The organism is Secundilactobacillus silagincola (genome assembly GCF_002583405.1).
GTDB lineage: Bacteria > Bacillota > Bacilli > Lactobacillales > Lactobacillaceae > Secundilactobacillus > Secundilactobacillus silagincola.
This window is the reverse complement of sequence record NZ_BCMJ01000001.1, coordinates 288,974-313,959: the sequence shown is the minus strand read 5'-3', so window position 1 is coordinate 313,959 and position 24,986 is coordinate 288,974. Positions and strand designations below refer to the sequence as shown.

Sequence of the window (24,986 nt, the reverse complement as noted above, 5' to 3'; positions counted from 1 at the left end):
TCAAATACGACAACAAGATTTGACCCGATGGATTAGGGTCATAGCCTTATGAAGAGAGTACCGGTTTGGTGAGACGGTATTAGGACTATGATTTGAAAGATTGAGTTCGACGGGTTCGCTTTTCGAGGCGAACTGGTGGCACCCATTATCGTGCAGCGTATCGCAACTGATATTAGTTGCCGTGCGTGTGAGGAATTACTTCAAACGGTAATTTGAATTAAGGTGGTACCGCGTTACTAAACGCCCTTTGGTCTTTGACCAAAGGGCGTTTTTTAGTTGTCGTATAGCTGATGAAATCAAAAAAACTTAGAAGGAGTGGTTGTAATGAAATACGGAATTATTGGTGCAGGTGCAATGGGTTATCGGTACGGTGTTATGCTTCAGGAAAACGCTGGCGTAGATGTTGACTTCATCGATACATGGGAACCAAACGTTGAAAAAGTTCGTGAACAAGGCGGCGTTTCAGTTGCTCGTGACCATAAGAATCGTCGGATCATTCCAATCAACATGTATTATCCTGAAGAATATACCGGCCATCCAGATGTTTGGATCATCTTTAAGAAGCAGATGCAATTAGCTGAAGAGCTTGAACGCGACAGTAAAGCCGGTATTTTCCATGATGACCAATACGTCTTCTCAGCTATGAACGGCATGGGCCACTTCGAAAAAATTGAAAAGTACTTTCCAAAAGATCACATCGTCTGTGGGACCGCAATGATTGCTACTCGTCTTGATGGACCAGCAAACGTTGACTTCATGGGACCTGTTAACAGCGAAGTCATGCATATGGCGCCTTATAACAACAAGCCAGCTGATGAAACCATGCAAGCAATCTTCAACGACTTTACAGCCGCTAAGATGGGGCCAGTGATGGTGGACGAATGGAAGGGCATGTGCATGTCAAAGGTTGTTTTCAACGCCGTTACCAACACGCTTTGCACCATGTATGAAATGCAGATGGGACAATTTATTGAATACGAGGGTGTTACTAGAATGGCAACCACGCTATTCAACGAAGCCTTTGACGCCTGTGAACGTGCCGGTATTCACATGATTGAATCCCGTCAAGAAGAAATCGATTCTATCATTCCAGTTAGCCAAGCCTACAAGTACCACTACCCATCAATGTATCAGGACTTCTCCAAGGGCCGTCCTACTGAAGTTGATTACATCAATGGCTACATTGCTAAGATTGGTCGGGAACACGATTATGTTTGCCGGGTTCACGAATTCGTTGTTGAAGAAGTACACATGGCAGAAATGATGCGTAAGTACCACAAACCAACTGAAAACGTTGCGGATACTAAACAAGCAGAGGTGGAAGCATAATGAAATATCAATTTGCAAACAACATACCTGAAAGTAATGAAGATCCAGTTGGTAATATTTTAAAGGTGGCTGGCGATCCTAAAATCATCTCATTTGCCGGCGGATTACCAGCACCAGAATTATTTCCCGTTGAAGACTTAAAGAAAGTCACCAACGAGGTTTATGACGAATCTGGTCGTGAAGCCTTACAATATAGTATTGCAGCTGGTTATCCGAAATTACGCGAGGAAATTGCCAAACGAATGAATCGTTCAGGTATTGCTTGCGATATTGATAACATTATGATTACCACGGGATCACAGCAGTCCATTGATTTAACCACTAAACTCTTTGTTAATCCGGGGGATACGGTCATCGTGGAACAGCCAACTTACCTTTGCGCCTTAGATGTGTTCCGTAGCTATGGTGCTCACATGGTAGGCGTACCAATGGATAATGATGGGATGAAGATGGACGCCTTAGAGCAGGCGATTCAAGATAATCCGAATACGAAGTTTATCTACACCATCCCAAGTTTTCAAAATCCAACGGGTCGCACGATGCCTGCAGATCGCCGACAAAAGATGATTGAAATTGCTGAGAAATACAATGTCATGATTCTGGAAGATGATCCATATGGCGCTATTCGTTTTGCCGGTCAGGACGTTGCACCAGTCAAGACATATGCTCATGATGACCGAGTCATTTACATGAGCACCTTCTCAAAAATCTTAGCACCGGGGCTACGGATCGGCTGGATCGTCGCTGAAAAGAACCTGGTCAAGAAGTTTACTTTAATGAAGCAAACGGTTGATGTTCATTCGGATAATTTAACTCAGCACATCATTGCGAAATACATGTCGGATTACAATATTGATGAGCACATTGCCAAAATTAAGGATGTTTATCGCCGACGTGAAGGCATCATGATGGATGCCATCAAGAAGTATTTCCCAAAGGATGCTAAATATAGCCAGCCAGAAGGTGGGTTATTCATCTGGGTTGAGGTGCCGGGCGTTGATACCCAAACGTTATTCAATACCTGCATTGACCATGATGTTGCCTTTGTTCCTGGTGAACCGTTCTACGCCGACAAGGTTATTCCAGGCACGTTCCGCTTAAATTACTCCAATATGCAAGATGATCAAATCGTCACTGGTATTGAACGGTTAGGCAAAGCTATTAAAGAAACCATTAGCAAACAAGTTGAAGTTTAATCACCAACACATAGCACCACTCACATATTTAATCACACATAATATATAGTAGGAAAATTAAAAATCTCGCTAATAAAAGCGAAACACATACTGTAGCCTTAGCAATCACACATATTAAAAAATGCTGATAACATCCCTATCAAACGGGAAGTATCAGCATTTTTTGTTGTCAGTATTTCGGTTACAAATACTTGCCTTTCTGTGCAATTCAGCTTATATTGTCCGCAAAATTAAAATGCTAGGATTTTAGGAAAGAGGGCTGAAACTGATGAAAGCAATCGTAATTGATCGATATGGCGATGCGCAAGAGCTTCACGAGGCGCAATTACCAATGCCGACCATTAATCCGGATGAAGTATTAGTTAAGATGGTGGCGACCAGCGTGAATCCTATTGATTGGCGTACACGAATGGGTCGGTCACGAGCTGGTTGGAACTTTCCCATTGTTTTAGGTTGGGATGTGTCCGGTGTGATTACTACTGTGGGGACCTCAGTTCAGCAGTTCAAAGTGGGTGATGCGGTGATTGCAAGGCCAGATACGTCCTCGGATGCTACTCGTGGCAGTTACGCAGAGTATGTGGCGGTTAAGGCAGATAAGCTGGCATTGAAACCGGCCAATATTTCTTTTGAAGAAGGTGCGGCCATTCCGTTATCTGGCACTGTTGCTTATCAAGTAATCGTTAAGCAGTTAGCGGTAGGAAAAGATGATAAAATTTTAGTTCAAGGCGGTGCTGGCGGCGTTGGCCTGTTTGCCGTTCAAATCGCTAAGGCGCAAGGGGCGTATGTTGCGACCACTGCCAGTGCGGAGAATCATGACTTACTACGGTCTTTAGGTGCCGATGAGGTGATTGATTATCATCAGACCAAATACACGGATATACTACATGATTATGATGCAGTGTTTGATACTACGGATGATATTGAAAATGGACTCGCTATTCTAAAACCAACTGGTCATCTCGTTAGCATTGCTGGTCAGCCAACCTTTGTCCAGCAAAGTGGTCACCCGTCAGCAAAACATTGGTGGCTACATCCCAACGGACAGGATTTGGCAGCCGTAGCTGAACTAGTGGCTGCAGGTCAGGTAAAAGTGGTGATTGATAGTGAGTACCCGCTAACTACAGAAGGTCTGCGGGCAGCGCACCTACGCAGTGAATCGCACCATGCACATGGTAAAATCGTTATCACGATTGCTGAACCCCCGAAGCTAAATAACACCGTGATGTGAAGTGGTATGGAACGTGAGAAAGGCGTATGATATTCATAATTATTTTGAAAGCGAGTCTAACCTATGAGTATTACCTTTAAATACGCTACTAAATCAGATTTACCAACTATCACTGACATTTATAATCAAATTATTCCCAGTCGTTTAGCTACTGCGGATCTGCAGCCAGTTTCTGTGGCTTCTAAGCAGGCGTGGTTCGACGAATTTGACCCGCATTCACGGCCAATTTGGGTCATGAAAGACGGAGATACCATTGCAGGATGGGTGAGCCTAGAGTCATTTTATGGCCGTCCAGCTTACATCCATACAACTGAAATTAGTATTTATATTGATGAGAATTACCGTCATCATGGACTGGGGCAAAAGGCGTTAAATTACGTCTTCTCTCAGTTAAAGGATTTAGATATCGATACACTAGTGGCGTTTATTTTTCACCATAATCTTCCAAGTATCGGCTTATTTAAGAAGAATGGGTTTGAGACTTGGGGACATTTGCCTGACGTTGCTGACATGGATGGTGAGCTGCGCAGTTTGGATATTTTGGGGCGACGATTTAAGTAAATACAAACAAGCTGTTGCAAAACTTGGTAGATTCCAGAATTTAACGTGAATAAAGCCTATTCCGACGAATTTTTCGGAATAGGCTTTTTAATCAGTTTGAAAAGCTCTAGGAATGCTGAATATTAAAAATTTAAATATCCTGTGTGGTCGCTGGATAACAACTTAACAGGCTGTCCATCTGCTTGCATTCTGGCAACACGACGTTCTCCCCAATCAGACATATCAATCAGCAATTTTCGTAATGTTTTACCTTCTGTGGTCAGTGAATAGACAACCTTTGGGGGTACTTGCTGGTATACCTCGCGATGCACAATTTTATCATCTTCAAGTTCACGTAATTGCTGCGTTAACATCTTAGCAGTAATCTTAGGCATCTTTCGTCTTAATTCACCCGTCCTTATTGGACCGTTTCCTAGATGACAAAGAATAATAGGTTTCCATTTACCACCAATCACATCCAAAGTTGCTTCCACACCGATTCGATATATTTTTCCCATTTTGATTACTCCTAACCCTTGATATGACCAATTGTTACTTTTTGGGTAGTATAGCACTTTAAAGTGCGTACTTGTAGAAATATCTGTAGTATCTATACTAGCTACTATAATATATATAGGAGATGTCGAGATGTCAGCTTATTCATTTTTAAAACCATTCACGTTTAAGAATGGTCTTGTACTAAAGAATCATGTTGTTATGTCACCGATGACCACAATGAGTAGTTTTTATAACGGTATGCTTACTGGTGATGAGATCAACTACTATAAAGCCAGAGCAGCTGGTCCCGGAATGGTTATCACTGGTGTTGCAAATGTTGATAAGCTTGGGAAAGGTTTCGAGGGTGAACTTTCTGTAGTCAGTGACGATATGTTACCTGGTCTTACAAGACTGGCTAGTGCAATTCACCAACAAGGTACGAAAGCCGTTTTACAAATTTTCAATGCTGGTCGTAAGACTAACCATAAAATTCTGCGTGGAAATCAACCAGTTAGTGCTAGTGCTGTTGCAGCCACTTATCCAGCTGATTCAGAAACTCCTCGTGAAATGACCAGTGAAGAAATTGACCAGCTTATTCTTGATTTCGGCAGTGCTACTCGTCGGGCGATTCAAGCTGGTTTTGATGGCGTGGAATTGCACGGAGCCAACACGTACTTACTACAACAATTTTATTCTCCTAATTCCAATCAGCGAACAGACAAATGGGGTGGCTCGCGTGATAATCGTTTAAGACTACCACTGGCAGTGATTCACAATGTCCAGTCAGTCATTAAGCAATACGCCCCAAAACAATTTCTACTAGGTTATCGGTTATCCCCTGAAGAAATCGAAACACCTGGTATTAGATTGGAAGATTCACTTTATTTTGTGGATCAAATTAAAGAGCAGGTAGATTACATTCATTTATCGATGGCAAGTTACCAACGAACTTCTCTCAATGATAAAACCAATAAGCAAACTTTGTTGTCACAGTTTGCTGCCCATACTAAAGGAATTGTACCTTTGATCGGTATTGGTTCAATCGAACAACCTGCTGATGCCGAAGCGGCCTTAGCAGATGGTGCGGATTTGGTTGCTATTGGTCGCGAACTACTTCGTGAACCGCAATGGGTTCAAAAAGTAGCTTCCGGTGATGAAGCAAGTATTCGTACTCAAATAAGCCCTATGGATATGGACGAGCTGGCTATTCCATACGGTTTGCAAACGTTTCTCACTACTGATTTCACGTCAGTTATGCACTTTACAACTGATGCAGATGCTACTCAAGATTATCAAAACAGCTTAGCTCCAATGGAAGGCATGGAAGAAAAGTTATAATAAAATTTGCGTTAGATATGAACTAAAAAAACTGAGGGTTGGTTCCTGAAGTGAACAGCTAAGTATTAAGAATTTATGCGCATTGTTAAACGGCGTGATTTCGGTATTCTACCGGAGTCACGCCGTTTAGTATTTGTTGCAGGTAAGAAATATAGATTATGGTAAGTATAAAAAAGCATCCGCTATTAACGGATGCATCCATTCGACCGACGAATTATTGTTTTATTAATATGTGTTAAGTGAATGTCATTTTAAATGTTGTTTAGACTTTTTAAATTAAATCTCAGAGTACAAAAAAATCAGCATCCCCGGTGTCAAGCACTGCGTGGAAACTGATTAGTGGTGTGTTGCATATGATGGGCAGTCAGGGGATCGAACCCTGGACCCACGGATTAAGAGTCCGTTGCTCTGCCAGCTGAGCTAACTGCCCATATCTTTTTGTTACCCTTGCGATTAAGCACCTGTCTTAATCAACGTTTACTAATATATCATGTTAAAAAGTGATTGGCAACTATTTTTTGAAAAAAAGTTATAGAATATCTGAAATATGACTCTTAGTGTGACGGTATCTCATTTTCAAGAAAATTAATTGTAGCATACAAATGTTTTGCTATTTATGCGATAAATGCTTGCTACATCCCAGTTTTCACCATTTCGCGTAATGTAAAATACTGTGATATAATAAACTTTGTGCAGACATGATTTAAATATGGCTGCCACTACTTGAATGCACCTACATGGCTCGTGCTACTGTGTAGGAATGACCGAAAAGCACCTAAAACTAAAACTATAATACTTGAACGAATCGTTATCTGAAGGAGGACATGTTCAGATGAAAAAAGTTATTCTCGTTGTCGATGATGAAAAACCAATTACTGATATTGTAAAATTTAACCTAACTAAAGAAGGATACGAAGTGGTCGTCGCCCATGATGGTGAAGAAGCACTTAAACAAGTTGAAGAAGTTAACCCAGATTTGATTATTTTAGATTTAATGTTACCTAAGATCGATGGGCTGGAAGTTGCCCGTCAGGTACGGATGAAGCATGATATGCCAATCATTATGGTAACTGCCAAAGACTCTGAATTAGATAAGGTTTTGGGCTTGGAACTTGGTGCGGATGACTATGTCACTAAGCCATTTTCAAACCGTGAACTGGTTGCTAGAGTTAAGGCGAATTTGCGTCGGCAAAATACCGTTAACGCAGCTCAGCCTGAAGAGGAAGAAAATAAGGATATCGAAATTGGCGATCTGGTAATTCATCCGGATGCTTATTCGGTGACAAAACGTGGTCAAAATATTGAGTTAACCCACCGTGAATTTGAGTTACTGCATTACTTAGCACAGCATATTGGCCAAGTAATGACTCGTGAACACTTACTTCAGACGGTATGGGGTTACGATTATTTTGGTGATGTGCGGACAGTCGATGTTACTGTGCGTCGACTACGTGAAAAGATTGAAGATAGTCCCAGCCACCCAACCTGGTTAGTTACTCGTCGTGGGGTTGGTTATTATTTACGAAATACTGAAAGTGAGTCGGGTCAGGCGTAATATTACGCGTGCAAGGCGTTTAAGGGGTAAACGGTAGCGTGAAACGAAAAATTAAATGGTATCATTCGATACAATTCAAAATCGCGTTCGTATTCGCGATGATGCTCATTATTACATTGGAAATTGTCGGCGCCGTTTTTGTACAGCAGCTGGAGACGCAGAATTTGCGGCAATTTAAGAGCCAAATTTCACTGCAGCGCTACGTCAGTACGAACTTAACGACCCAGCTGTCACGATCAAATACAAACGCTTCTAACAGACAGATTCGCATTCTTCTGTCTGATGCAAATATTCCTAGCACGGCGAATGCACAAATCCTTGTTATTGATAATAAAGGCACCATTCGGGGAACAAATGAGGCCAATAATCAACAGATCGTTGGGCAAAAAACGACGGACGACACCGTTAAAAAGGTCATTTATAATAACAGTGCCGGAAGTGAAACGACGACGTTTGATTCGTCGACAAATCAATATTATTACACTAAGGTCACACCACTGATGAAACAAAGCAGCGGAAGCAGTACTTCCGTTGGCGTTGTGTACATTCGTGCAAACCTGGCAAGTGTCTATGACAGTATTAGTAAAGTTACTGCCATATACCTTGTTGCGGCCGTAATTGCTATTATCATGGGACTTGTTCTATCAATCGTTATTTCCCGGGCAATTACCGTCCCAATTACCGAAATGAAGGAACAAACGCAACGAATTGCCCGAGGAGACTATTCTGGGCAGGTTCAGGTATACGGAAACGACGAGTTGGGTCAGTTAGCCAGTGCGGTTAATAACCTTTCTGTTCGTGTGGAAGAGGCCCAAGAGTCCACTGAGTCTGAGCGACGACGGCTGAATTCTGTTTTGGCACATATGACTGACGGGGTTATCGCCACCGATCGTCGCGGTAACGTCACGATTATTAACGAAACAGCGGTAGAATTCTTGGACGTGGACTCTGATCAGGCCATTGGACAATCGATTCTAGATATTTTGAATATCCGTAAGCAATATACCTTGCGTGATTTGCTGGAGGATCCAGATGAAATTATGCTGGATTTTTCCACCGATGACCACGATTTGATCCTGCAGGCGTACTTCTCGCTGATTCAGCGTGAATCTGGGTTTATTAGCGGTTTAGCATGCGTATTGCACGATGTGACTGAACAGCAAAAGATTGATCAAGATAGAAAAGAATTCGTTTCAAACGTGTCTCATGAATTACGGACACCATTGACCAGCGTTCGGTCGTACGTGGAAGCCTTATCCGATGGTGCTTGGAAAGATCCTAAGATTGCACCGAAGTTTTTGAAAGTGACACAGGAAGAAACGGATCGTATGATTCGCATGATCAACGACTTATTGACACTTTCAAGAATGGATTCGGGTACGCAAAAGCTTAATCTAGAGCTGGTTAATTTAAATGAACTCTATAACTACATTTTGAATCGGTTTGATATGATCATTGATAGCGATGAACAGAAAGACCGGTCTGATAAGCATTACACGATTAAACGAGAGTTCACTAAACGTGATTTATGGGTTGAGATTGATACCGATCATTTTACACAGGTGATCGATAACATCATGAACAATGCAATCAAGTATTCGCCAGATGGCGGTGTGATTACCTGTCGTTTAATTGAAACAAATAATAACGTGATTATCAGTATTGCTGATCAAGGACTGGGAATTCCGCGAGCAGATATACCACACGTCTTCGATCGTTTCTACCGAGTAGATAAGGCACGTTCGCGGGCACAAGGCGGTACTGGACTTGGTTTAGCCATTTCCAAAGAGGTTATCCAGTCGTTGGGCGGTAAAATCTGGGTAGAGAGTCGCGAAGGACATGGCTCTACTTTCTATATTTCACTGCCATACGAACCTTACGATGAGGGGGATGATCTTTGGGATGAAGCTTAGAAATTTATGGCTGCCAACGAGTTTGGTGGCGGCATTGCTAGTCAGTTTAGGTCTTTCAGGCATGATATGGACCAACCCGGCTCACTCTAACTTAAGCAGTCGAACGAAAGTGACTAAAAACGCTGATAGTACCAGTAATACAACCTTTCAGGATATCTACTTACCATCACAGATTATCTCAACCAATGCTGCGGGTAAACAAGAACTATTAACTAATAATCGGGTTAACGTAGCAACTGATTTACGTAATAGAATGAGTCATTTTACGGCTGAAAAAGCTAAAAGTATCAGTCAAGGGAATTCGAAAACCTATCTCGCGCAGTTAAAGCGAAAAGGGACTGTGTTAATGAATTATAATTCTGCTATCTCAGTTAACTTCTTTCGTAAGGCGTTCAATAATCAGTTGAAAGTGCCGAATCAAAAGTTCAACCGAATGCAGTTCCTGCTCAATGATCCCAATCACCTTTATTTGTTGAACGATCAGGGTTATCGAATTGTTCGAGTGACCCTTAAGAATAATCGTTCGGATAAGCTACGTCATGTTTTGGCGGATAAAATGGTTAAGCACCAGGTCACTTTTAAATTACTTAATGGCAAAGTGATTTTAAACTACCCTCATAATGTTAAGCTACGAACTTATAGTTATCAGTTATCGCAGCAGACGCAAGATTATTATGCTAACCGGATTATGACGACCAATTCTAACAGTAACGTTCAAATCAAGCGGCACAAAAATAGCACCGATTATGATGATCACGGTTTCCGGCATATGACGGTTGATGAATCAACGGATACTGTTAACTTCACTAACTATAATGCTCAGATTAAGAGTAATAGTTTCTTACAAACAATGAACGGTATTTATGAACAGTTAGTGATGGTAGGAATGCCATTGGATAGTGTTCGTTTTTATTCCTATGATTCAGGAAGCGATACCGCTGTTTTCCGAACATACGCCGGTGGGGTGCCAGTCTTTGATCAAAGTGACTTTGGTGCGATTCAGATGAAAGTACTGGACCAATCTTCGTACCGAATGAAGTTTTCACTGGACAGTTTGCAGGTGCCGATTCCACCAGTGCAAAGTTCGGCCACAATCATGTCGACTAATGAGCTTATCAAACAACTTGAGGCAGCTGGTACTCACGAAAGCAAGATTCAAGGCATTGAGTTAGGTTATGAGTGGGTTCGTGATAAGTCGCTACCCAAGGTCGTTGATTTATCACCAACGTGGTACGTTAAGATCGGTAATCAGTGGGAAAATTATCGCAAACTGATCGGTCAACAGTGAAAGGGGGTAGCCGGACGTGAATTTTAAACGCATTCAGTCAATTTTCTTGGTGATTTTTATCATTATGGATGTGCTCTTATTTCTATCGTATAACCGTAATAGCGTTGGTGATTCAACTGCTTCAGGAAGTAACAACATTCTGGAGGAAATGCGGAAGGATCAAATTACGTATAGTAAGCCGACTACCAAAACGCATGAAGGCTATTATTTCTCAGGAAATAACGGGAACGCTTTGCGACAGGACGCACCTGAACTGCAGCAGCAGGATATTCGTTTCAGTGGTGATGAACTGGTGAGTGAATTTAAACAGCCACTTAAGTTAACTAATGGATCAGTTAAACAGACTTTAGATAAAGTGGTTGCAGATCCTGGATTGATTGCTGAAGGCAAGCATTATAGTTACAGTGAGCAATTATCTAGCAAGAGTGAGATTATTTATGTGCAACGGGTTGCACAGAAGCCAATTTATTCACGCTATTGTCAAATCCGTTTTGATCTTAATGGTAAGAACCAGGTTATTGGTTACAGCCAGAATTACTTGGAAGGTGTTAAGATGTTGAAGGAAGCTTCCAAGACGATCAGTGAAGAACGAGCGTTGACTTGGCTGTACCAGTACAATGAGATTCCTAACGGTGCCAAAGTAACCTGGGTTCACTTAGCTTACACGAGACTTTTAACTGCTCGTGGACAATATGTCTTTTTACCAACTTGGGTATTTGCCGTGAAGCTCAACAATTCATCTTCCACCATTTTGAAGCGAGTGAATGCTTACACGGGTGAAGTCATCAAGACTGGCGATAATAATCAAACAAGTAATGCTAATTCAGAAATTTTTACACTCACATAGTCACTTGCAAGCAATATTTAATGATTGCGTTTAGGCGTAAAATGCGTTGTAATAGTAACGACGAACAATCATTGAGAAGTGAGTACGGATAAGTTTATTCACGGCCCTACCAATGACCATGTTGGCGGGGTTTTTGTATTTATAAATAAAGGGAAGTTGGTCGGTTTATGCAAGAGCAAAATAACAGCTTAAAGGTCAGTGTGTTAGCCAGTGGCAGTACCGGAAACTGTACGTATGTTGAAACGGCTGAGCACAAGATTTTAATCGATGCCGGTTTAAGTGGTAAGAAAATCGAAAATCTCATGCAGTCTATCGGACGCGACTTGAGTGATGTGGATTCACTTTTCGTGACGCATGAGCATTCAGATCACCGTAAAGGCGTTGGGGTTTTAGCACGGCGTTACGGAATGGACGTATACGCTAACCAGGGAACCTGGGATGCGATGGCTAGCAAAATCGGTAAAATTCCCACGGAACAAAAGAACATTATTGCACCTGATTCCGTGCTAAGCATGGGTGACTTAGACGTTGAGAGCTTCACAGTCTCTCACGATGCTGCTGAACCGCAATTTTATGCCGTTCACAGCGGTGGCAAGAGTTTTGTGGTACTCACGGACACCGGTTATGTTTCAGATCATGTCGAGGGTGTGATCAAAGATGCGGATGCTTACTTAATGGAGTGCAACCATGACGTCGAAATGTTGCGGATGGGCAGTTATTCATGGCCACTCAAACAACGAATTCTAAGCGATACGGGTCATTTAAGTAATGAAGACGGTGCTGATGTGATGATGGACGTTTTGGGTAACCACACTAAGCGAATTTTCCTCGGTCATCTCAGTCAGGAAAATAACATGAAATCACTGGCCCATCTTACCGTTGCTTCAATCATGGAAGACCATGATTTTGGTGTTAATCACGATTTTAAAATTTTGGATACGGATCCGGAAAAGGCTAGCGGCTTAGTCACCCTTTAGTTGCTTAATAAATCTTTAGAAAAATCTTATCCTTTTTACGAGTAAAGATTCAAACAAATTTCACATCTCATCGATACAATATATGCATAAGTCAGTAGGTTGATCAAGTTTAGGGGTTGCGTCACAACCTAAATAACTGCGTTCATCACTTTGCCTAAATTGTGATGACATACAAGGAGGGAAGCGCGATTTGCGCGGAAGTATGGATAATCAACAAAAACCAGGATCAAATAATAACCGGGGACTGCTTATTAAGGTTGCTGTAACGGCGTTGGTAGCAGGCTTACTTGGTGGTGGTATTGCGTACGGTGGTGCTAATTACATCAGTAATCGCGATACAACGTCTGTTCCAGCCGGCTCCAACAAATCTGGGACTGCCTCAACTAGCAATATGAAGGTGAATGTCAGTTCACAGGCTTCTAAAGCCTTCTCAAACGTGAAGGATTCAGTGGTTTCAGTCATTAATCTGCAAAAAGAAAATCAGTCGTCCAATACTTTAAATGGTATTTTGGGAGGCAGCGATTCAAGCAGTGACTCATCGTCTAGCGGTAGTCTGCAGGCCAGTTCAGAGGGCTCAGGTGTGATTTATAAAAAGGCTGGAAACAGTGCTTATATCGTGACTAACAATCACGTGGTTTCCGGTTCTAACGCACTTGAAGTGATTTTAAGTAACGGTAAGAAAATTGATGCTAAGTTAGTTGGTAAAGATGCAGTGACTGATTTGGCCGTATTGAAGGTTAATAGCGCGGATGTTTCTAAAGTTGCCACATTTGGTAACTCGGATAACATTAAGGTCGGCGAAACCGCTTTGGCAATCGGCTCTCCACTGGGTTCACAATATGCTACTTCACTAACTGAAGGGATTATTTCAGCTAAGAAGCGGACCGTGGCCACAACGGATGAGACGACCAACCAGCAGACTGGTAACGCAACCGTCATTCAAACGGATGCTGCTATCAACCCTGGAAACTCAGGTGGTCCGCTGATTAACCTTGCTGGCCAAGTGGTCGGAATCAATTCCATGAAGCTTGCTAGCAGTGGTACAGGAACCAGCGTTGAGGGAATGGGCTTTGCTATCCCAAGTAACGAAGTGGTTTCCGTAATCAATCAGCTGATCAAGAACGGTAAGATCGTTCGTCCAGCGTTAGGTATCAAGTACGTTGATTTGTCAGAAATTTCAAAGACACAGCAAAAATCGATCTTGAAGTTACCATCCAGTGTGGAAAACGGGGTTGTCATTATGGAGAAACCAGGTTCTTCAACACCAGCTGGCCGTGCTGGGCTCGAGAAATACGATGTGATTACCGCCTTAGATGGCAAGAAGATCAGTACGAATTCAACGTTGAGAGATCTATTGTATAAGTACAAGGTCAACGATACGGTTACGGTAACGTATTACCACAATGGTAATCAGAAGACCGCTAAAGTAAAATTGACTGAAACAACGTCACAATTGAATCAATAATCAGAAAAATAGTGTATGTGAAGAAAAGGCTGAAACCTGTTTTGCGGGTTTCAGCCTTTTCAGTTATATTGAAAAAGACGAATGTTCGAGTTATACACAAGTGGATAAATACATAGTAATGGGAACGCAAGGAAGACACAGTCGAATAAGGAAAGCGTTATCCTTGTGGAAAATTCGGAAGTGTGAGTAATCCACAAGAAACTGTGGATAACTTTGTGGATAACATTTAAATGGATGGAAACACCGTAATCACTGATTTTCTCCAGGCGTTTCCTAAAAACTATTAACAGGCTGTGGATAACTTGAAAACATCGCTAACTAAATTTTAATAAAACGTTGCTATGACGGCGTTTACATTGGTACAATAAGAGCGATAAAGTACGATGCAATGAAAATGAATATTCGTTGTTAGCAAGCGAAAATTTGTCCACAAAGATTCAAATTAAGCACAAAACAGGTTGTGGATAACTTTGTGGACAACTTAAAATGAGGGGAAAGTTATGAACATTAAACTGGTAGTTGTTGGTAAATTAAAAGAGAAGTATTTTAAACAGGGAATTGCCGAATACGCTAAACGGCTGTCGCGGTTTTGCAAATTTGAAATTGTGGAAGTGCCAGACGAAAAAGCGCCAGAAAGTTTAAGTGACGCAGAGATGGAACAAGTCATGGAAAAAGAGGGCGAACGGATTCTTTCCAAGATTAAAGACCGAGAATACGTTTATGCGTTGGCTATTTTGGGGAAAGAACGCTCATCGGAGGAATTCGCTAAGGAAATCAAGGACCTGACTACTTACGGCCATTCTGATATTACCTTTGTGATCGGTGGCTCACTGGGATTAGCGCCAGAAGTCTTGAAACGAGCGGATACGCAGATTTCCTTTGGGCGGTTCACGCTACCTCACCAGTTAATGCGGTTAGTGTTGACCGAGCAGATTTACCGGGCGTTTATGATTAATGAGGGCAGTCCGTATCATAAGTGATAAAGTGGGAATTAACCGTTATTAGATGGTTTTAATTTATAGAACTTAATAAAAAAGCTGTTCTCGAAATATTTTAGGGTGGATGTAATATGACTAAAACAAATGATCTAATGGATCTCAATATGCGTCAAGATTTTGAAATACCTATTTTTTTAGGACTTAAACTTACTGATTTTAAAGGAATTAAAGGCATAGCTCGTGAAGACAGATATGCTGGAATTATTTCAAGAAAAAATGGAAAAACAATTTTAAACTTATCTAGTCAGCCTGAAAAGGAGAAACTACTAGATGAGAAACCAATTTATACAGATTTAAGTAGTAAAAAAGCGTTTCATGAAAAACATCCTTGGTATGCTACAACTTGGGATGGAAGGAGACAATTCATAATTCGTGAATTTTATAATATTGAAGAGATAGCACCAGGAAATTCTTATAATTCAATTTCGTATGGGTCAATTTCGAAGTGGGAAATTAACAACTTTTCAATAGCTACTCAATTTATGCTTAAGGAAAAAATATATAGGGCTAAAGTGAATATAGACCACGCATTTTATTTTTTCGGTATTACAAGTCTTGTTGATGAAAGGTGTCATGAATTAAGGTATACAAATTTAGAATTTGAGCAGCAAAGATTTTCTATGTATGTGGTTAGTAGCTACAAAGAAAATTCAACTATAGACAGTTCACAGAAGCATGAAATACTAGATATAGTATTCAAATTTAGAAAATATAAAAGTCGAGAATTTGTATACCGTTTAATTTTGCAACTTAGAAATTTGATACAAATTTTAACTGACAAAGGTACCGGAATAAATAAGATAGAGTTAAATGCAGATAAGTCCTTGAAAGCTAATTTGGAGGGTAATTTACGCCTTTTACCCAAAGATGAAAGAGAAAATTGGAATATAATACAATCTTTTTTACCGGAACTGGGGGAAAAAGATGTTGGATTTAGTAACGTGTTTAAAGAAATAAGGGATAACTTTCACTCTATCCTGACAAATTTTTTCCAGGACGACAAGCTACAAAGTCTAATGCAGAATTATCTTTTGGTAGGTCAGTTTAATGTACCTGTCTCAACTGCAATTGTGACTTTAGTATCCGGTGTAGACACTTATTATAGAGATGCAAGATATAGCAATGGTAATAAAAAAAGTAGTTCAATTGAGAAATTAAAGATGCTTATGGATGTGATAGATAATCCGCAAGAACTTATTTATAATTATTTTGGAATAGCCCATTATGATGTTGAGTCGCTATTAGTCAAAATTGTAAATGATCGTGACTACTTTGTGCATGGGGTTAAAGAAAATGCCTTTGATTCCTATGTTAGTGCGGCAAAAGATTTGACGAAGTTTAGGATATTAATGAGACAAGCAATTGTGTTATTGATTTGTAATCCAGAAATAAAAACAGAAGTTTAAGTGCTACGTAAATGGCTCAATGTTTTATATAATCTTCTAGGAATAGACTATTTTTTGTGTTTCCCTAATAAAGGTTAGTAGAATTAGTATTTAATTAAGGGGTCAGCAGGTTATCATCCTACGCCGAATTAAGCTCTCCTCTGGAATCGAGTAAATCAAAACGAGAGTTATTGTGGAAACGAAAATTAAATCATACATATTCATAGCGTCACCAAGATATTGTAAAGACAGTTTAAAAACATGATAGTAGCACGGTGTTAAAACGGAGAATAGTAGATAGCGGAGATGGAAATCGAGCCCACAATAAGTCTAGGTGCATGATTTACCTTTTAGTCTGAACACCTGAGGTAATCGCTGGCTGTGTGTGATTGTATGAGTCTCTTTGTCATAAATAAACTGTAGGACAAAATGAGACGCAATTCCCATGTTGTCGCTTTTTCGTCAAACAGTAAAGGTTGTTAATTCAGCTGATTATGCAGTAGATCAAATTAAGGTTTGGTCTGGCAGAAAAATTGATATTCAAACTTTGGATGAGAATTTACTGGTAAATATAGTGTTGGTTGCTTTCGATGATCATGATACAATTATTGGTTTTGCGAACATGAATAATAGCGGTTATTTGGAATGTTTATTTGTCAGTTATCGGTATCAGCATCATGGTTGCGCAATGTTGCTGGTTCAGGAACCTTGACGACGAAGTACTATGCATTTGTGTCCATTACCGCAAGGCTCTTCTTTGAGTCATAGGGATTTCAAGTAGTGAGAGAGGATACTGCTATCATTGAAGAAGTGAAACTTTGGAACTATTTGATAGAGAAGATAAAGATTAATTATTGAAGTGAGATTTCAAAATTAATATTACCTAAGAGCAATCTGCCAAAGAGTTTGTATTATTTTCGGGGGAGTATAAACTTAAACTATGTAGTAGATAATAGGGAGAGAAGGATTTTATATGCGTAAAGAAATTATGGCTGGATTGTTAAGTTTGGCAGCTTTTGTAGCTGTTGGGACTGGGACAACCAGTGCTTATGCGTCAGCAGTAAAAATCAACGGAACAACCGTTAATCGTCAGTTCTTAAACACGAATAATTACTATCAGACCAAACGAGCAACTAAAGTTCATCTGGAATACGCTCAAATTGGTTCAGATAAGGGTTACACGAAGTCGGTGACTTTACCGAAGGGCACTATTGTTGGCGGTCAGCTAGGTAAAAGTAATACGACTGGTAAAATGAACGCTCAACTAGATTTCATGGGTGGCCAGTTAAACTATGCATTGGTCAATAAATCGGTTAAAAAGGGTTACTTGGCCGATGGTGATGGCTATTCTACCGCCATTAGTTCCTTCAAGAAAATTTCGACGCCGGCTTATTTACCAACTTGGAGTTATGGTGATTTATACTTAGGTGAAACTTCGGTTGCTAAGCAGTATCGCGCTGTTTATCCGAGTCAGAGCGTACAAATTACGACTAATGGGTATGTTGAAGTTCACAAAAAAGGTTCCGTTAAGAGCTGGATGGACTATTATTTAAATAAGCCAATTGCTTCGGTAAAAATTAAGAAGACCACAACTAAAGGCAACACACGTTACTTATATTTAAGTTCTGCATTAAAGGGCTTCAAGACCACCCGTGTTGGTAAAAAGGGTGCTTACGAATATCGTTTAATCATGACTAATTTGCACAAGCCAGTCACGATCCCTTCACATGACGAGGATTCGGATGTTTCAAGCTTTGTTAGTCTTTATTCGCTTGGTGGAGTGACGTACTATACTCCGATTGGCGTTTCTGGGGATGCGGATTGATCAATGATAAAAAACAGATCGAGAATAATAATTTCTCGGTCTGTTTTTTATTTTGCAGCTAGTTTAGTTTAACGAAGCAAACTTACTTTCCTGTTTCATTCAATTCCAGCAACCGCGCCCGCAAAGCATCATCGTAAGCAGTCAGATAGAGTCCGTACTTACCACGCTTGATCAACACGTTCAAGACGTTCGCAATAAACGCTTTATATTCATCACGGCTAAACTTGATATCTTTCCGTTTTTTAAAGACTTCCTTATGAGAATACTTTTCGGGAATAACGGTCATGGTATCTGTTTCTTTGTCGTAACCAAAAGATGGTCCAATCACCATACCCACGTAGTTTAAGTCAAAGCCTTGCAGCGTATAAATCGTTCCAACTTGAGTAATGGAGCCTTCACGCTTTGCCCATGGTGTCCGTTGTGGGTCCCATTCATCCCAAGGCAGGTTGAAAGTATCCATTTCAACGTTATGGCGGCCATCAATCCGTGGGAAACCTGATGTGGCAACCATACGGCTCATGCCATATTTCTTATTTTGTTCCTTAATTTTTTCGAACATTTCGCCAGCTTTATCGAATACTTTAAATTCGAAATCGCTGTTATCTGGAAATGGTTTAATGGGCTTCTCTTCGGTTAAATCGTTCATCCATTTAACCTGTTCGTCGCTGGCCACCATCCGGTACTGGAAGTTCATGTCGAACTGTTTGTAAGGGTGATTACCAATGGTTTTGAAGAGTAGTTTCTTGTCCCAATACATCTTTGATTGGAAGACTTGATCAAAGTCGTAAACCACAACGACGACCTTGGCCAAGTTCATCAAATCAGTTAGTTGGTTTTGACCGCGGTAATGAGCGTAAGGTTCTGATTTAGAATACAGCAGATGCGCTTCGTCGACGAAAATAATGTCGTATTTTTCGTGGTTCTTTTGCGCGTAGTTAATTAGAGATGTGGGGCGGCGAATCGTGCTGACATTCATGTTAGGAATGGCTGAACCCATTTCGCGATAGGCTTTATATAATTCGGGATGGTTGACCACCAGTGAAGTTTTGTAGCGCTTGTCCGTCATGTATTGGCGAACTAGCTCCATTAAAACAACTGATTTACCAGTTCCCGCAGCGCCTTCGATAATGGCAACTGATGAGGTCTTGCCGGTGAGTCCTTGTTTGATATAGGCGTTGATATTCGTAATCACATTTTTTTGGTCATCGGATAGATCATCCACAAAAAACTGTGCTTTTAAAACTTTGTTCATTGGTTTGGTCATTAGAAAACTCCTAGTTGATTAATTATTTAAGTGTTGCGGTTTTGTATGGCGATAAAACATACAACAGATAAACATTATACTGCTTAAACCAATGACGATACCAGTAGACGTTGTTAAATTATTTCGCGAATTTGCTTCGTTGCCCGTACCATTCTCTCTAAATTGGTTAATGCATCTGCCTCAGGTAACGTTTTTAGCCCACAATCCGGATTGACCCAAAGGTGCTCTGGCCCGAGTTGTTTAATACTAGCTTGTAATTTGGTTACTAGTGTATCAGTTGTAGAGAGTTTAAATTGCGCTGTATCAAACATACCTAAACCTACTGGTGTGGTGAAATGCGCATCGTGCAGTGCATCTAATAACGTTGGATCCTTAGCTGACAGTGACAGTGCATCGGCATCGAGTTGATCCAGAACGTCTAAAATATCGGTGTAGTGGTCATAGCACATATGAATATGGAAGCGGGTAGTAGATTGTAATCGACTCGCGACTAATCGAATGACTTTAATTGCCCAGTTAAAATACCCCGTATACCAATCAGTTCGCCGTAAGGGTAATTGACTGCGAAAAGCAGGTTCATCAATTTGAATGATGTGAATTCCGTTCGTTTCTAGAGCATGCGCTTCATCTTGTAACGCCAGTGCAATCTGAGTGGCACTCACACGTAAGGGCACGTCTTCGCGAGGATAAGCCCAATTAACCAATGTCAGGGGACCGGTTAGCACACCTTTTACAGGTCGATTCGTTAGTTGCTGAGCGGCGGCAGTTTCGGCTACGGTGATCGGATGTGTCCAGGCAATATCACCCCAGATAATGGGCGGTTGTGCGCAATAGGTACCAAACGTCTGAATCCAAGCATGCTCCGTGAACAAGAAGCCGCTGAGTTGATGATCGAAGTCGCTGATCATATCATCCCGGTCATATTCACCGGTGACCAGGACATCTAGGCCAAGCTTGGTCTGCTCTGTGAGGCATGCTTGCATTCGCTTATGAGTGGCAGATTGGAATTGAGCTTGGGTTAATTTTCCCTGTTTAAAGGCCATTTTACGTTGCTGATCAGCCGCAGTTTGTGGAAATGAACCGATGGTCGTTGTTGGCAGCATTGGCAATGGCACAGCCCGTTGCTGCACTTGTTGTCGCACAGCCCGTTCTGATTTGCGGTGATAATCGGCACTAGTTAGCGTCTGAAGCCGTTCGGTTACCCGAGTGTTTTCGGCACCACGTGAGTGATTGAATAGTTGTTGGTTAACCAAGAGAAGGGCAGGTTTTCGACCTGCTAACAAGTCGTTTATGGCAACTAAGTCAGCAAGCTTTTCGTCGGCAAATGCGAGGTAGGGGCGCACATGCTCAGGCAGCGTTGTTTCACTTTTTAAAGAAATCGGGAGATGAAGTAAAGAGCACGAGGTGGAGAGCACCACGTGTTTGACTGGTAGCCGATGCAATTGATTCAGTACAGTTTGATAGTTGGTGCGCCAGACATTACGTCCGTTAACGATACCGGCAAAGAGAATCTTGTCATCAGGAAAGCCCTGTTCTTGAATGCAGGCTTCTGTTTGCTGACCATCGACAAAGTCTAATCCAAGCGCATCAAAATCCTGTGAAATTAGCTGGGCGTATGCTTCTCGAATATCTCCGTAAGCTGTTTGCAGTAATATCTTCAGCTGACCTTTTTGGGGTAGTAGTGCAGTATAAATATGTCTGAATAACGCCAAATCAGCCTTTGTTGGTGCTAATACTAGCGCAGGCTCATCTAGTTGAAGCCAATCAGCCCCCAGTTGGTCAAACTGTTTGAATAATTGAGCGTAAGCGGCCACAAAACCCTCGATGTAATCAGAAATTTTCTGAGTCCCAGTGATTCGGCTGAATTTCAATAAGGTATATGGTCCGATAATTGTCGGTCGAGCGTGGTAGCCCAGTTGTTTGGCTTCCTTAAATTCATCGAAGGGTTTAGTTCCTGTTAGTTGAATAGTGGTGCTATCGTCTAATTCAGGAATGAAATAGCCATACCGAGTGTTAAACCAAGTTGCCATCTTTAGCGGTGGTAGGAACCCCGTAGCCGTTTGAGTACCCCGTGCCATTGCGAAATAAGTATCCAGCGGTGACAGTTGTAATTGCTGAAATCGTTGCGGAATAAGATTGAAAAGTGCAGCAGTATCAAGCACTTGGTCTTCGTACGAAAAATCATTCACAGGTAGCCAGTCGATGCCAGCTTGAGCTTGTGTTTGCCAGTTTTGCTGGCGAATTTGAGCTGCAATCCGATTTAAGTCAGCAGCGGTAATCGTCTGGCTATGGTAGGCCTCAACTGCCTTTTTTAGTTCAAGGTGTCGACCGATACGCGGATAGCCAATAATGGTTGTGGTCATGGTGGTCACGCTCCTTCAATACGATTATTTTAACGCTTTATAGCGTAACTGAATGTAAAAACAGAGAATGCGAGAATAACGCGGTAAACGGTGATAAACTTAGTATAAAGTGTGTTTGGGAACCTTTGTTAAGTTCAATTCAGTACGATTGACATACTGAAAATATCAATCTTGAGGTGATTAGTATGACACGAGACCAACTCATTGAATATTGTCAAAATGAGTATAATTCAGAAGTCGATAAACCCTTTAAACATTTTCCAGACTATGTTGCCATCCGTCATCCTAACGGTAAGTGGTTTGGCTTAGTCATGAATGTGCCAGCCAACAAACTCGGTCTATCGGGTACGGATGAAATCGATATTGTTGATTTAAAGGTTGAACCAGAGCTGAACTCCATTTTGCAAGTGCAGCCGGGCTTTTTACCAGGTTATCATATGTCCAAAACACACTGGATCAGTGCGCGATTGGATAAGTTCAACAGTGTTGATGACTTGGCCGATTTAATTGAAGGTAGCTATAATGAAACGATGTAGTAGGGATTCTTTTAGTGTGAACAGCAAAGACGCATTCTTCTGACCAATTTTGGTCTGAGAATGCGTCTTTTGTATTTTTAAGTTTCTTCGTTGGAAAATGTTTCATGTGAAACATTTTCGCACTGTTAATTTTGATTTAAAGCATCAATCACTTGTTGTGTCGACCTTACCTGTCCCATTTTAGGGAAGATTGTTTCTGTCTCAAAAGTCTGGGCTTCTTGCGACCATGCCGTCATTGCATCTTCGACGAAAATTTGGTTATAGCCACGATCATATGCATCTCTGGCCGTAGTATCCACACCGTATTCGGTAGCTACCCCGAATAAAACAATCATATCAATATGGCGTCGGCGTAATTCCATTTCTAAATCAGTGCCGTAAAAACCGCTCCAAGCAATTTTAGGAGTGACATGAACACCATCAATTTGGGCTAGTTCTGGTAAGAGTTCTGGCTTCGCAATTGGTGCACTGCCAGTCTTTAAATCCATATCGGTTTTTGGCATCACACGATCTTTGCCATCGGTTACTGGAATCTGAGTGAGGTCGATAAATGCACCAGCTTTGGCAGCCGCGTTAGCAAGCTTAACGGCGTTATCACTTACTTGCTGGTAAGTGTATGGCGCATAGGGCAGATTAAGACCAGCGTGTAAATCGATGCCGACAAAAGCGGTGTGTGTTGGATCAAAGTTTAATTCATTCATGAAGATTACCTCCCAGGTAAAGGACTTAGTTACGGTTTAAAAGTTTTTCAGCGTTAGTTGCAAAAATTTTGTTCTTAGAGTTTGGATCGATTGGTAAGTTTTCAACAAATTTCCGGGTATCCGCCATTGAAACGTAAGGGTAATCAACGGAGAAGAGAATATGATCGGCACCAACTTGCGAATAGAGTTCCAGGAATTGCGGTTCGGAGTTATAACCCGAAATCGTATAGTAGATATTATTCTGCAGGTAATAACTAACAGGATGCTGTAATTTAGAAATTTCTGGTGGCAGCAGAGTGTCTAACCGTTGGACAGCGAACATTAAACCTTCGCCTAAATGACCAGTCACTAATTTTAGATTTGGATGTCTGTCAAAGACACCACCTAAGATCAGATGAATAACGTGAATGGCAGTTTCGATGTGCCAGCCAAATCCTGCTGAGCTGAACTGTGCGGTGACTTGTTCCGAAAAATTACCGCGATAACAAGCATCAACAACCGTTTTCGAAGGTAAACCAGGGTGTAAATAAATCGGCACGTTCAATGACTCTGCTTTGGCAAAAATGGGATCGAAATCGGGGTCATCCATGTAGCGGCCTTGGCTGGTACCGTTAATTAAGGCACCGGAAAAACCATACTCGCTAACAGTCCGTTCTAATTCAGCAGCTGCTTCCTTTGGTGCGCTTGTAGGTAGTGTTGCAAAACCACCAAAACGTTCAGGATACTGTAAAACCGCTTTTCCAAGCAGATTATTGGTCTTTTTAGCTAGCGGAACGGCCTTTTCAGGAGCCATATTCTCAGTGGCTGGTGCCGTAAGTGAAATAATTTGTCGATCAATACCGGCTGCATCCATTTCAGCAATTCGTGAGTCGCCTAAGTTTTCACAGCGGTCGATAATCTGACGGATGGCTTTTGCCTGAGGGGTATCACCGGTTTTAATGTTAGTTTCAAAGTCGGGTGTAATGAAATGTTCTTCTAAAGAAATAATGTGTTGTTGTGCCATTTTGTCATCGGCCTCCTGTGGGTTATCGTGATGTTAAACGAAGAAAAACTTAGTTATTAAGTTTAATTCTTAGTTGCTAAGCTACGAGAAGTAATGATAAACTTAGTTGATAAGTTTATCAAGGCTTTTTTTGAAAAAATTTGGAGGTTGTTATGAAAAAGAGAATTTTGAACGATGATTTGGTGATTAATGCTGCGTTAGAAATCGCAAGTAAATCCGGATTTAAAGACGTGACAATCACGAAAGTTGCTAAAACATTAGATATCCAGCCACAATCTATGTATCGTTACGCGGAAAATAGTGACGATTTACGTGGTAAAGCAATGGCAAAGAGCCTACAGAACCTGCTCGCTTATTTATACCAGCACCTAATGGGTGAAACTGGTCAAACAGCGTTGAAGAAATTAGCGATGATTATTGTTTTTGGTAATCAGGATCAACAGTTGATTAATGATTTAGGGTTACTTTCTGAATATCGGGAACATCCCGCTGTCGCCGAGGCATTTCAAGGCTTATACAGTTTGATTACGCAATTACTGAAAAGCAGTATTGAGAATGAAAATGATCTGCGACGAGCCACACAGTTACTGATTGATTTAGTACTGGGTGAAAATATTTCGGTTCATTCGCAGTCAGCGGGGAATTTACAAACGATTAAAGAAGATTTTGAAACTAACTTAGATCGAGTACTGGCATTGATTATGGGTTAAACGGTTTGATAATAAAGAAGAGCGGCA

At 41.2% G+C, this 24,986-nt stretch carries 22 protein-coding genes and 1 tRNA gene; 17 read left to right on the top strand and 6 right to left on the bottom strand.

Going from position 1 to position 24,986, the window contains the following annotated elements; genetic code table 11:
- Window positions 1-324 precede the first annotated feature (324 nt).
- The 4 genes from CES82_RS01325 (at window position 325) to CES82_RS01310 (ending at window position 4,314) form a co-directional block, all read left to right on the top strand.
- Window positions 325-1,329, top strand: a complete 1,005-nt coding sequence (locus tag CES82_RS01325; protein WP_098823508.1) for a ketopantoate reductase family protein — start codon at window positions 325-327, stop codon at window positions 1,327-1,329.
- Entirely contained in the window at window positions 1,329-2,525 is a 1,197-nt protein-coding gene (locus CES82_RS01320) for an aminotransferase-like domain-containing protein (protein ID WP_098823507.1), read from the top strand. The genes CES82_RS01325 and CES82_RS01320 overlap by 1 nt, the downstream gene beginning before the upstream one ends.
- A 268-nt stretch (window positions 2,526-2,793) precedes the next feature.
- Window positions 2,794-3,753, top strand: coding sequence for an NADP-dependent oxidoreductase (locus CES82_RS01315; RefSeq protein ID WP_098823506.1), 960 nt, complete (start codon window positions 2,794-2,796; stop codon window positions 3,751-3,753).
- Window positions 3,754-3,816: 63 nt separating this feature from the next.
- Window positions 3,817-4,314: a GNAT family N-acetyltransferase gene (locus tag CES82_RS01310; RefSeq protein ID WP_098823505.1), complete on the top strand. Its 498-nt coding sequence runs from the start codon at window positions 3,817-3,819 to the stop codon at window positions 4,312-4,314.
- A 122-nt stretch (window positions 4,315-4,436) separates the two neighbouring features.
- On the opposite strand, the gene CES82_RS01305 is transcribed toward CES82_RS01310, so the two are convergent.
- Window positions 4,437-4,811, bottom strand: a complete 375-nt coding sequence (locus CES82_RS01305) for a winged helix-turn-helix transcriptional regulator (protein ID WP_098823504.1) — start codon at window positions 4,809-4,811, stop codon at window positions 4,437-4,439.
- Window positions 4,812-4,941: 130 nt separating this feature from the next.
- Between CES82_RS01305 and CES82_RS01300 the strand changes: the two genes are divergently transcribed.
- Entirely contained in the window at window positions 4,942-6,129 is a 1,188-nt protein-coding gene (locus tag CES82_RS01300; protein ID WP_098823503.1) for an NADH-dependent flavin oxidoreductase, read from the top strand.
- 357 nt (window positions 6,130-6,486) lie between these two features.
- Here CES82_RS01300 and CES82_RS01295 read toward each other — a convergent pair.
- Window positions 6,487-6,559, bottom strand: a tRNA-Lys gene (locus tag CES82_RS01295).
- Between the two features lie 402 nt (window positions 6,560-6,961).
- Between CES82_RS01295 and yycF the strand changes: the two genes are divergently transcribed.
- The 10 genes from yycF (at window position 6,962) to CES82_RS01245 (ending at window position 18,382) form a co-directional block, all read left to right on the top strand.
- Window positions 6,962-7,684, top strand: coding sequence for a response regulator YycF (gene yycF / locus CES82_RS01290; protein WP_098823502.1), 723 nt, complete (start codon window positions 6,962-6,964; stop codon window positions 7,682-7,684).
- Window positions 7,685-7,782: 98 nt separating this feature from the next.
- Window positions 7,783-9,597 carry a cell wall metabolism sensor histidine kinase WalK gene (walK, locus tag CES82_RS01285; protein WP_439959033.1) on the top strand — a complete coding sequence of 605 codons (1,815 nt, stop codon included), beginning with the start codon at window positions 7,783-7,785 and terminating at the stop codon, window positions 9,595-9,597.
- Window positions 9,587-10,885 (top strand): YycH family regulatory protein, encoded by a 1,299-nt coding sequence (locus tag CES82_RS01280; protein WP_098823500.1) that lies wholly within the window; start codon window positions 9,587-9,589, stop codon window positions 10,883-10,885. The genes walK and CES82_RS01280 overlap by 11 nt, the downstream gene beginning before the upstream one ends.
- Before the next feature lie 16 nt (window positions 10,886-10,901).
- Window positions 10,902-11,732, top strand: coding sequence for a two-component system regulatory protein YycI (locus CES82_RS01275; RefSeq protein ID WP_098823499.1), 831 nt, complete (start codon window positions 10,902-10,904; stop codon window positions 11,730-11,732).
- Between the two features lie 167 nt (window positions 11,733-11,899).
- Window positions 11,900-12,709, top strand: a complete 810-nt coding sequence (locus CES82_RS01270; RefSeq protein WP_098823498.1) for an MBL fold metallo-hydrolase — start codon at window positions 11,900-11,902, stop codon at window positions 12,707-12,709.
- 202 nt (window positions 12,710-12,911) lie between these two features.
- Complete coding sequence (locus CES82_RS01265) at window positions 12,912-14,174, top strand: S1C family serine protease (RefSeq protein WP_098823629.1); 1,263 nt, start codon at window positions 12,912-12,914, stop codon at window positions 14,172-14,174.
- Between the two features lie 500 nt (window positions 14,175-14,674).
- Complete coding sequence (gene rlmH, locus CES82_RS01260) at window positions 14,675-15,154, top strand: 23S rRNA (pseudouridine(1915)-N(3))-methyltransferase RlmH (protein ID WP_098823497.1); 480 nt, start codon at window positions 14,675-14,677, stop codon at window positions 15,152-15,154.
- 89 nt (window positions 15,155-15,243) lie between these two features.
- Window positions 15,244-16,578, top strand: a complete 1,335-nt coding sequence (locus CES82_RS01255; protein WP_098823496.1) for a hypothetical protein — start codon at window positions 15,244-15,246, stop codon at window positions 16,576-16,578.
- Window positions 16,579-17,002: 424 nt separating this feature from the next.
- Window positions 17,003-17,269: a GNAT family N-acetyltransferase gene (locus CES82_RS01250; protein WP_098823495.1), complete on the top strand. Its 267-nt coding sequence runs from the start codon at window positions 17,003-17,005 to the stop codon at window positions 17,267-17,269.
- 261 nt (window positions 17,270-17,530) lie between these two features.
- Window positions 17,531-18,382 (top strand): hypothetical protein, encoded by an 852-nt coding sequence (locus tag CES82_RS01245; protein WP_098823494.1) that lies wholly within the window; start codon window positions 17,531-17,533, stop codon window positions 18,380-18,382.
- A gap of 82 nt (window positions 18,383-18,464) precedes the next feature.
- Here CES82_RS01245 and CES82_RS01240 read toward each other — a convergent pair whose 3' ends face one another.
- Both CES82_RS01240 and metE read right to left on the bottom strand, forming a co-directional pair.
- Window positions 18,465-19,634 carry a DUF2075 domain-containing protein gene (locus CES82_RS01240; RefSeq protein ID WP_098823628.1) on the bottom strand — a complete coding sequence of 390 codons (1,170 nt, stop codon included), beginning with the start codon at window positions 19,632-19,634 and terminating at the stop codon, window positions 18,465-18,467.
- A gap of 125 nt (window positions 19,635-19,759) precedes the next feature.
- Complete coding sequence (metE, locus tag CES82_RS01235; RefSeq protein WP_098823493.1) at window positions 19,760-22,009, bottom strand: 5-methyltetrahydropteroyltriglutamate--homocysteine S-methyltransferase; 2,250 nt, start codon at window positions 22,007-22,009, stop codon at window positions 19,760-19,762.
- A 185-nt stretch (window positions 22,010-22,194) separates the two neighbouring features.
- On the opposite strand from metE, the gene CES82_RS01230 reads away from it, so the two are divergent.
- A complete protein-coding gene (locus CES82_RS01230) occupies window positions 22,195-22,545 on the top strand; it encodes an MmcQ/YjbR family DNA-binding protein (protein WP_098823492.1) in 351 nt (116 codons plus the stop codon).
- Window positions 22,546-22,670: 125 nt separating this feature from the next.
- On the opposite strand, the gene CES82_RS01225 is transcribed toward CES82_RS01230, so the two are convergent.
- Entirely contained in the window at window positions 22,671-23,246 is a 576-nt protein-coding gene (locus tag CES82_RS01225; protein ID WP_098823491.1) for an isochorismatase family protein, read from the bottom strand.
- A gap of 25 nt (window positions 23,247-23,271) precedes the next feature.
- Entirely contained in the window at window positions 23,272-24,249 is a 978-nt protein-coding gene (locus tag CES82_RS01220; protein WP_098823490.1) for an amidohydrolase family protein, read from the bottom strand.
- A gap of 152 nt (window positions 24,250-24,401) precedes the next feature.
- Here CES82_RS01220 and CES82_RS01215 point away from each other — a divergent pair, with 152 nt between their 5' ends.
- On the top strand, window positions 24,402-24,959 hold the full coding sequence (locus tag CES82_RS01215) for a TetR/AcrR family transcriptional regulator (RefSeq protein WP_098823489.1): 558 nt from the start codon (window positions 24,402-24,404) through the stop codon (window positions 24,957-24,959).
- Window positions 24,960-24,986: the final 27 nt, after the last annotated feature.